The sequence below is a fragment of the Streptacidiphilus anmyonensis genome, from assembly GCF_000787855.1.
In the GTDB taxonomy this organism is placed as follows: Bacteria; Actinomycetota; Actinomycetes; order Streptomycetales; family Streptomycetaceae; genus Streptacidiphilus; species Streptacidiphilus anmyonensis.
Genome location: NZ_BBPQ01000128.1, coordinates 1 through 9,077, shown reverse-complemented (window position 1 = coordinate 9,077; position 9,077 = coordinate 1). Strand labels below are relative to the sequence as shown.

Genomic DNA, 9,077 nt, shown 5'->3' with positions numbered 1-9,077 from the left:
CGATGACGGCGTACCTTTCCGCGCGGCTGTGCGCGTTGCGCAGTTCGGCAACCCAGTCGAGCGCTTCGCCCCGCTCACCCCGCCGAGAGAGCTCGGCCTCACCGCGCAGGCGTGCCTGGTAGGCGGCGGTGCCGAAGGGGACGTCCGGGCCCGCCAGCGGCTCCAGGGCGGCGGTCCGCGAGGCCCCTTCGCCACGTTGTGAGTTCGGCATGGTGCACAGAGTGGCGGACGGCCTGACCGGCGGTCAAATTCTTGTCCCGGTGCGGTCCAATCTGTATACCGTCCAGCTTTACGAGCTAGCGGGGTGGCACTAGCCAGGGGCGACGAGCGGACAGCGCCGCGCACAGGGGCGCAGCCCCTGGCGCCCCATCTCGATTCAGCCAGTTCCTAGTTGAGGATCCCTGTGGGACGGCACCGTTAGAGAAGCGGAACCGCTTCTCTAGAGAGCTTCTTCGCTTCTGCTTGTTTGCTTCTCCACTTCTGCGGGTAGCTTGACGGCATGTCACCCGATGCTGAGACGCTCCGCACCGCTCCGCACACCGCAGCCCAGTTCGCCCGGCGCGCCGGGCTGAAGGAGGGCTCCCTGCGCAAGCTGCTGGCCGACGACAAGAAGCGGCCCGCGTCGGCCCAGCCCGTGCTGCCCCCGCCCGACCTCGCCGACGCCGACGGCAACCCGCTGTGGTACGGCTCCACCATCGACGCCTGGACCCTGGCCCGCGGCCGCGAACTGCCCGAGGACAGCCTGTGGTTGTTCCGTGCCCCAGCCGCCGCCGAAGCCGCCCCGCTGCTGTTCGCCGGCCTGGCCCAGGCGCCGCTCGCGCGCCACCGGCTGCCCGCCGGCGCCCACGTGCTCGCTTTCGACACCCCCAGCGGCCCGGTGCTGTGGGCAAGCCCGCTCACCGACACCACGGGCCGGCTCTCCGCACACGACACCGCCCGGGTCGCCCTGTCGGTGCTGCCCGCCGCCGCACGCGCGGACGCGGTGGTGGGCGTGCCCACCCTGCTCTCCTGGCCCAGCCGGTACGGCGGTTCCTCCGCTTTCGAGGGCGATCACAACAACATCGACCTGTACACCCTGCGCCCCGAGCCGGTCCCTGAGACGCCCAGGGCTGCCCGCCGCCTGCTCGGGAGGCTGGGCCGCCCGACCGCCGGGACCGTTGCCTCAGCGGACGCGGACGACGTCGCGGTCGAGGTCGCCCACGCCGGGCTCACCATGGGGACCGACGCGTTTGCCCGGGTGGTGGGCCGCCGCCTGCCGCTGTGGCTGGACGGCTCGGTGACCCGCCGGGCGGCCCGCGCCGTGCTCGGCTACGAGCGCACCCTGGTCGAGCCGGACACCACTACCGAGTGGCCCGCCTGGCAGCAGCGGCTGACCGCGGCCAACCAGGAACGTCTGGCCGGCCGTGCGCCCCTGGGCTACGCCTTGCTGGCGGCCGAGGCCACCGAGGTCCTGACCGGCATCCGGGGTGAGCACGGGCTGCTCTCCAACCAGGGCGAGAGTTGGTACCTGGCGGCCCGTCCCGCCCCGCCAGACCTGCCGCTGAACATCGAGCACCAGGTCCGCGGCGCGATGATCGCGACCACCGGCCGCGACACCGTCGAGCAGGCGCAGCAGGAACTGGAGCACCTGGCGGCCCGCCGAGACGCGGCCGAGGCGGGCAGCGCGTTGGCCGACCTGCTCGCGGAGGTCTGTGCGCTGCTGGTCGGCGTGCTGCGCGAGCACGGCGCGCCGGTCCCCGCCCGGGAGACCTGGGACACCTACCTGTGGTCCGACCTCGACGGCCCGGTGACCCGCGCCTTCCGCCAGAACCTGACGGTCCATCCCGACACGGAGCAAGCCCTGCGCACCCACCGCGGTGCCCTGCTGCGCCGCGGCGCGGACATCGCGGACATCACCGGGCTGTGGATCGACCCTGCCGGCCGCTGGGTGGCCGAGCAACGGGCCAGCGGAGGTCCGCTGCTGCTGGCCGAGTGGCCCACCGAGCACTCCCCGATGCCAGAGCTCACCGACGCCACCGTGATCGCCGCCGACGAGACGCAGGGCGGCACCGCAGTGTTCGCGCTGATCCCCGGCCCGGACGGAACGCTCACGTGCGAGCCGCTGCCGTCCCCCCACGCAGGCGCCTTCTCCTACGGCTACGCGGGCGGCAGCCCCGGGCACCTGTACCGAGCGCTCGGGCGACTCGTCCCCGAGCACAACGGCCACCACCTCCTGCGCAGCGACGCCAGCGAGCTGTGGCGCGAACTGAGCAGCCCCCGCACCGACCTGCGCCTGAACTGGACTGACGTGAAAAGCTGGCTCACCGCCGACGTCGCCCGCCGGCAAGAGGCCAACTGATGAGCGACGACCCGAGGACGAGCCGGGGGGAGCACCACCCCGACCCGAGCCAGCGGCGCCCGTACCAAGCCGTCGCCGACGCCCTGCGCAGCTCGATCCACAGCGGACGGTACCGGCCCGGCGACCAGCTGCCGTCCGAAGCGGCGCTGCAACGCCGCTTCGGTCACGCGCCCATGACCATCCGCGCCGCCATCCGGGTCATCAGAGACGAGGGCCTGGTCTACACGGTCCAGGGCCGGGGCACCTTCATGTGCGACACCGGCATCGCTGCGGCCACCCCCGGCGCGAGCGGCACCCCCCTGGACCTCCAGCCCTTGATTGCTGAGGCTCAGGAGATCGCCCGCGAGCTCGCCGCACTGCGTGGTCGCGTCGACCGCTTCGCCAATGCACTCACCGTGGCTGGGGAGAGCGGGGCCGCCTGATCGGCCCCGCTCTCCCGGTTCTGCGGAGTGTGCGGCCAGCCCTGGACGCCAGTGCGAAACGCTTCGGTCGAAGTGTTTCGCGGAGACGTTCACGGAGCGGCCGTTCACCCTGAACAAACTTCCAGAGATGCACCGCTCTGGCCGATAGTTCAGGGTGAACGAACCCCACGCACGCCAAGCAGGGACCGCTCAGGCACAGGCGGGACCAGCGCGTCAGCTAGTGGCTGACGACGGGGCCGCGCGGGCAGCCAGGGCACTCTGCCGCTTGTGCGCGGACTGCTTGGTCAATGATCCGCTTCGGCGGGTTCTGCAACTCGGACCGCTGCGCTGGTCGGTGGCTGACCCGGTGCGATCAGTTGATCTTCCCGACTGGATGACCTGCGGAGAACGGATCTAGCGCCGGGCTTGGCTGGCACCTGCTCGACCTTCCAACGGCATCGAGCGCCGGGGCACCCGTCCACCAGTGGCGCTACCCGCAGTACGCCCTCACTCAGCAGTCGTAGCTCTTGAGCGTCTTCGAGGCACCAGTGGCCGACTTGAGGTAGTCGTTCTCCGACTTCAGGCTCTGGTTCTCCGCCGTCGAATCCGCCAACTGCACGACCAGTCCCGCAGCCATGGACAGGAGCCCCTCGTGCTCTTTCTGAAGCCCCTTGTACTTCCAGGCGAAGACCCCGATGGTGGTGGCGGCCAGAACGCTGGCGCCAGCCTTAACAACAACCCTGGCTTTGCCGAACTTACCTCCGGCTGGCCCGGCATCGTCCTTGCCGATGCAAACGTGGCCCGTCTGGTGCGAGTGCCGTTGAGCCTCGCCGAGATGGTCGCTCTGATACGAGCACGATCCGCATTGGTAATGGATCATCAGTCATTCCTCTTCCCGGGGGAGATGAGCTTGCCACAGCTCGCATGCCTCCGGCGACCACTTGGTCATCCTCCGTACGCCCACCGACGCTCCTCCACCGCCCACTCACGTACCCAGTCGTCCACCCGCCGCAGCGGGGGAGGTGCGGTCAACCGGTTGGCCACCAGCCTCTCGATGACCTGGCCGTCCGCCAGGTGGGCGATGTCCCGGCCCGGGCACAACCGATCGACGGTCCCGGCCACATCCAAACGGCGCAGAAGCTCGGCAACGACAGGCAGAACGCCCAGATGCTTCTCCACCACGCCACTGACCACGCCTTCCATGCGTGGACGCCCCGTCCGTGGCCGCGGGGACCAGGAAGACTTCGTCACAACCCATCAACGCGGCCACGGCCCCAACAATTATCCCCACAGGCCCCGAACCGGCCGATTCAGTCACCTGCGAAGTACGGGGCTAGCAGGGCCCCCAACGCCACCTCCGGTCTCAGTCTGCCCATGCAGGATGAGAGCAGGCCGACGGGTCAGGAAAGTGCCACAACTCGCCCTACCCGTGGGCCCTTCTCACGTCGCGGGCCGACTGCCACCGCTCTCACGGTCGTTAGCGGAAGTCGTAGTCCTCATCCATGCCACTGGAGAGCCAGATTTCCTCGGCTCCAGCGAACGAGAAGTCCTCAGGCTCCTCCTCGTGGTCAACCGAGTCCGGACCCTCGATGTGATCCTCGCCGATCACGCACCGGCAGGGGAAGATCTCCTGGGTTAGTTCACCGTTGACGATGCTATTGACGGCGCGGTCGTGCAAAGGTCCCGTGGGCATACCCCGATGCTACCGAGTCGGACCTGCGCTCCCCTAGCCGTTATACAGCTGACGTCGTGGGTGCCTCCTCCGAACTGGTCTCGTCGTCGATCAAGCCGTACGGCGGCCGGTCTTCGCTCCTGCTGTAGCGGACCACGACGTCGCCTTCAGCGATGAGCGGCGGGCTGTTGTCGGCGATGATGAGCTGTGCCCCCGAAAGGCTGTCCCGTAACTGATCTTGCCGCCCTGCGAGCAGTGGGGAGCTCGGGCTGATGGGGTGGCCTACGCGGCCTGGAGCAGGTTGTGGAGACGGGCGATGCCGAGCATGGCGGTATGGACACCGTCGCCCTTGAGGCGGCAGTCGCGGAGAATCTTCCAGGTCTTCATCCGCGCGAAGACGTGCTCAACGCGGGCGCGGACCTGCTTGTGCGAGTGGTTGTGCTCCTTCTTCCAGTCGCACAGCTCGCCGCCGGCCGGGCGGCGGTGCGGGATGACCAGTCCGGTGCCCTGGTAGCCGCCGTCGGCGATGGTGGTCGTCTTGCCCACTGCGGCGGCGGCACCCGACTCGGTCCAGGCCTTGCAGTCATTGCGGTTGCCGGGCAGCGGGCGGCCCACGGCGACGACCAGACGGGTGTCAGCGTCGACGACGACCTGGTGGTTGGTCGAGTATCGATAGTTCTTCGACTGTGCGGCGATGGAGCGGTCCCGGGTGGGCACCAGCGTGCCGTCCACGATCAGCACGGTACCCGGGCGGAACCGGCTACGGGACTTGAGCGCGAGCAGTGGCCCGATGTGCTGAAGCATGCGGTCGGCTGCCGACTTGGACACTCCGAAGAGCGGTCCAAGCTGTCGCAGCGTCAGATTCGTCCGCCAGTAGGCAGCCACCAGTAGAACCCGGTCCTCAAGCGACAGTCCCCAGGGGCGTCCCGGACGTACTCCATCGGCGCCCTCGCGTCGCAGCGCCACGGTCAACGTGCGGAATTCCCGCGGAGTCACCCCGTGAACGGGAGTATCCACGAGGGGTCCGAGGCGGTGATCACACGAGGCATCCCGTGATCTTCGCATTGGCCGGCAGAGTCCGGAGGCAGGCAGCGGGGTCCCGGACGCTGCTGAGGGAATGTCCTTGTTCTCTGCCATGCTGCGCGCGTGGCTTCTCCTGGCTCCCGAACGAAGACGACCGATGTGTGGTCACTGCCCGAAGACGAGCAACGCATCGGGCAGCGCATCAGCGAAGCCCTGCCGCGATCCGGTTGGCTGTGCAGCCATCCCGGCCCGAAGGGCCTTCACCAGGTGCATCTGCATCGCCAACTCGGTGAGGCCCTGGGCTGCGGTGGCCGGCAAGCGTTCCTGCTTCTGCCGGATGGGGCTCAGGCACCCGAAGATGTCCTGGTGGACGACGCAGTCGCACCCAGATCCGACATCAGGCACTCGGCCGTCGTGCAGTTCCTTCGCTCCCGCCGCCTACAGGACGGCGAGGGCGAAGTCTTCGAAGCCGGCCGTCTCGCGGTGCGCTGGTTCGAGCAGGAGGTCGGGCCCAAGAGGCACCAGCTCCTGACCGAGGAGTCCAGCCTGGTCTGGAAGGCCCTGCGAGCGGCGACCCGGCCGGCCATCGTCGAGAACGCGCAGGGCCGACGAATCTCCGGCATGAGGATCGGCCTTGCCGCCCATGACCTGGTGACCGGCAGCGGGATGCTGCTGACACGAGGCGGCATCCAACGTCTGCATCTGGGCGCCGAGCCTCCCGCCGATCAAAAGCGGGACAGGCTTGAGCCTCGTTCGGCAGCCAGGTGGACAGGTGATGGTAGAAGTCGTCAATGGTGACGGCATCGGCGATGGGTGCAGTTCCTCTGAAGGGAGCTGCTGAGCTCTGGGAACGGTGAGCGGGGCTGTGCTCTGGGCCGGTCGTCTCTACCTTGATGGTGGAGGAGGGGTGGCCGATGGGCTCGCTGTTCGAGGAGTTGGAAGCGCGCGAGGCAGCCGCGCGGGTTCGGGTGGAGGAGCTGGGAGCCGAGCTCGCTGAGCTTGCCGGGAAGCTGGAGCTGGCCCGGGAGGGCCTGGAGCGGTTGCGGATCGCTCGCGAGACGGTCGCCGAAGTGCTCGCGGAGATGACTCCGGAGAGGTCGGCGGCGGACGCCGCCGACCCGCCGATCCCGGGTGAATGGGTGGCGTCGGCGTATGCGGGAGCCGAGCGGCAGGTGATCGGGGTGCTGACGGTGCCGAACTGGCAGCCCGGGATGGGGGCGGAGGTCCTGCCGCGGGTGTATCGGGACATTCTGGAGGTGGTGGCGGACGCGCCGGGGCCGGTCCGCGCCAAGCAGATCGTGCCCAGGATCGGGCTCCCGGCCGAGACCGGGAAGATCGAGGGCACCCGGTCGAAGCTGAAGCGGCTGGTGGAGCGGGGCTGGCTGGACGAGGACAACCCGGGCATGTTCACCCCAGCCCGCCGCCGAACGGGACGGTCGCCCAACTCCCGTTAACAGCAGGGCTCTTCCGCGCCTACATTCGAAGGTGCGACCCAATACGAAGCACGACGGGAAGAGCCCTGGAGATGACACGGTACAACACTCATGCCACCACTGACCCGTTTGCGCGCTCCCTCAGCGCCTTCGAGACGCTGACCACCACCCTGTCGGGCAGCGATGCGAGCACGTGGACCCACGCTGACCTGGAGGAATACCTCGACGCGGCCGGGCGGGACCTGCTTCGCCTGCTGCTGCAGGACCACCTGGACCTGCGCGCCCAACGCGAGGAGAAGCAGGTCCGAGCCGGCGCAAGGCCGGTGGTGGTCGGGCCCGAAGGGCGGGTGCGGCCCTGGCGGGAGACGGGACACTCGCGCTGGCTGGCCAGCGTGTTCGGGATGGTCAGGGTCACCCGGGTCGCCTACCGAGGCCCGAGCGTGGGCAACGTGCATCCCGCCGATGCCATGCTGTCGCTGCCGGCGGGCCGGCACTCGGCAGGATTACGGCGGCTCGCGGTCACCGAAGCCGTCCGCGGCTCGTTCGACCAGGCCCACGACGCGATCGAGCGCCGATGCGGAAACGTACTCGGCAAACGCAGGCTGGAAGAGCTCGTGGTCGCCGCGGCAGTCGACGTCGACGGCTTCTACCGCACCCAGATCCCGGTCCCGTGCAGCCGCGAGATGCCGCTGGTGATCCAGGTGGACGGCAAGGGCGTGGTCATGCGCCCGGAAGGTCTACGGGAAGCCACCCGACGAGCCGCTGCCAGCAAAGCCGGCGGCCACCGGGGTCGGCTCGCGCCCGGCGAGAAGCCGAACCGGAAGCGGATGGCGACCGTGGCCTGCGTGTTCGACACCCGCCCGGCGCCCAGACGTCCCCACGATGTGATCCACCCACCCGGCGGTCGCAGCGGCGAGCGCTCCGCTCGTCCGGGGCCGAGGGCCGAAAGCAAGTGGTGCACCGCTTCCCTGGTCCGGCCGCCCGAGCAGGTCATCGCCGACGTCTTCGACCAGGCCCAGGCCCGTGACCCGAACCACCTGCGGCCGTGGGTGGTCCTGGTCGACGGTGCCCGTCACCAGCTCGACCTGATCGACGCGGAGAGCATCCGACGCAGCGTCACAGTGCATGTCCTGCTGGACTTTGTGCACGTCGCCGAATACGTCTGGGCTGCCGCCCACGCGTTCCACAAACCCGGCACCACCGCGGCCGAGGCCTGGGCAGCCGACCATCTGACGGCGATCCTCGCAGGTCAAGCGGACCGGGTTGCCCAGGAGATGACCGCCGAGGCAGAGCGGGAACACCTCTCGGCCGCCCGTTGCGAGGCCGTCGATGCCTGCCACCGCTACCTGACCGGCCACCTCGACCAGCTCCACTACGACACCGCGCTCGAAAGCGGCTGGCCGATCGCCACCGGCGCGGTCGAGGGCGCCTGCCGCCATCTGATCGCCGACCGTCTCGACATCACCGGCGCCCGCTGGAGCCTGCACGGGGCCGAAGCCGTCCTGCGACTGCGTGCCGTCGTCTCCAACGGAGACTTCGACCCCTACTGGCGCTTCCATGCCGCTCGCGAGCACGAGCGGCTCTACTCAACCGCCGGCCAGCGGAAATATGCGCTGTCCGCTTGATCGCGGCAGCACCTTCTCAGGCGGTTCGTGACGGGTAATCCGGAACCGGCTATCACGCCAGGGCCGAACGCAGGGCTCGGTGAGCTGCCGCGGGGTCGTCCGCAGCGAGGTGGAGACGTCGGACGATGAATCGTGCGCCACTCGCCAGGCGCAGGCTCACAGGCTCGCGCAGTTCCACGACCAGCTCAGCGGTTCCACTGACGTTGCACGCAACAGATTCCGGGCGGTCAGGCACAGGCCGCACCCCTCGTCCCTTGATCGACAGACGCTCGCGCCTGACGCTCTCCACGAGGTCCAGTGGAAGGGTGAGCTCGTCGAGCAGACCCGCGCGCACGGTCAGAGTCTCCGCGCTGACCTGGTGCGGATTGCGGCGGGTGACGGCGCCGAAGGCGATGGCCGCGTCCACCATAAGCGCGATCCAGAGAAGATGCACGAACCTCCAGGCGGGCGGGATCAGCGACACATCCATCAGCCCTTCGACCAGCACCTCGGCGCCGACGAGCAAGTAGACGATCATGCGGAGGTCCGCCGAGTGGCCCAGTGAGATTCCCTCACGGATCTGTCAACGGACGTGTAGTTCTGGCT

Annotated in this window: 10 protein-coding genes and 1 pseudogene; 5 read left to right on the top strand and 6 right to left on the bottom strand. The window is 69.2% G+C overall.

The window, feature by feature from the left end:
* Positions 1-211, bottom strand: a 211-nt coding sequence (locus tag TR50_RS41625; protein ID WP_042435678.1) for a hypothetical protein, incomplete at its 3' end; no start/stop codon positions are given.
* 288 nt (positions 212-499) lie between these two features.
* On the opposite strand from TR50_RS41625, the gene TR50_RS41620 reads away from it, so the two are divergent.
* Positions 500-2,338, top strand: a complete 1,839-nt coding sequence (locus TR50_RS41620; RefSeq protein WP_042435675.1) for a hypothetical protein — start codon at positions 500-502, stop codon at positions 2,336-2,338.
* On the top strand, positions 2,338-2,760 hold the full coding sequence (locus TR50_RS41615; RefSeq protein ID WP_042435672.1) for a winged helix-turn-helix domain-containing protein: 423 nt from the start codon (positions 2,338-2,340) through the stop codon (positions 2,758-2,760). Before TR50_RS41620 ends, TR50_RS41615 begins: the two co-directional genes overlap by 1 nt.
* A gap of 490 nt (positions 2,761-3,250) precedes the next feature.
* Here the strand turns inward: TR50_RS41615 and TR50_RS41610 are convergent, their stop codons facing one another.
* The 4 genes and pseudogenes from TR50_RS41610 to TR50_RS41595 form a co-directional block, all read right to left on the bottom strand.
* A complete protein-coding gene (locus TR50_RS41610; protein ID WP_042435668.1) occupies positions 3,251-3,619 on the bottom strand; it encodes a hypothetical protein in 369 nt (122 codons plus the stop codon).
* 65 nt (positions 3,620-3,684) lie between these two features.
* On the bottom strand, positions 3,685-3,942 hold the full coding sequence (locus TR50_RS41605; RefSeq protein ID WP_052441899.1) for a DUF4277 domain-containing protein: 258 nt from the start codon (positions 3,940-3,942) through the stop codon (positions 3,685-3,687).
* Between the two features lie 274 nt (positions 3,943-4,216).
* Positions 4,217-4,432: a hypothetical protein gene (locus TR50_RS41600; RefSeq protein WP_042435661.1), complete on the bottom strand. Its 216-nt coding sequence runs from the start codon at positions 4,430-4,432 to the stop codon at positions 4,217-4,219.
* 261 nt (positions 4,433-4,693) lie between these two features.
* Positions 4,694-5,460 (bottom strand): annotated as a pseudogene (locus tag TR50_RS41595) (transposase).
* Positions 5,461-5,557: 97 nt separating this feature from the next.
* On the opposite strand from TR50_RS41595, the gene TR50_RS45125 reads away from it, so the two are divergent.
* The 3 genes from TR50_RS45125 to TR50_RS41575 all read left to right on the top strand — a co-directional run bounded on the left by TR50_RS45125 (position 5,558) and on the right by TR50_RS41575 (position 8,492).
* On the top strand, positions 5,558-6,232 hold the full coding sequence (locus TR50_RS45125; protein WP_174514898.1) for a hypothetical protein: 675 nt from the start codon (positions 5,558-5,560) through the stop codon (positions 6,230-6,232).
* Between the two features lie 116 nt (positions 6,233-6,348).
* Positions 6,349-6,888: a hypothetical protein gene (locus TR50_RS41580; RefSeq protein WP_052441898.1), complete on the top strand. Its 540-nt coding sequence runs from the start codon at positions 6,349-6,351 to the stop codon at positions 6,886-6,888.
* Between the two features lie 71 nt (positions 6,889-6,959).
* Positions 6,960-8,492 carry an ISKra4 family transposase gene (locus TR50_RS41575; RefSeq protein WP_042435651.1) on the top strand — a complete coding sequence of 511 codons (1,533 nt, stop codon included), beginning with the start codon at positions 6,960-6,962 and terminating at the stop codon, positions 8,490-8,492.
* A gap of 52 nt (positions 8,493-8,544) precedes the next feature.
* Here TR50_RS41575 and TR50_RS41570 read toward each other — a convergent pair whose 3' ends face one another.
* Positions 8,545-9,009, bottom strand: a complete 465-nt coding sequence (locus tag TR50_RS41570) for a hypothetical protein (protein ID WP_042435648.1) — start codon at positions 9,007-9,009, stop codon at positions 8,545-8,547.
* Between the last annotated feature and the right edge of the window lie 68 nt (positions 9,010-9,077).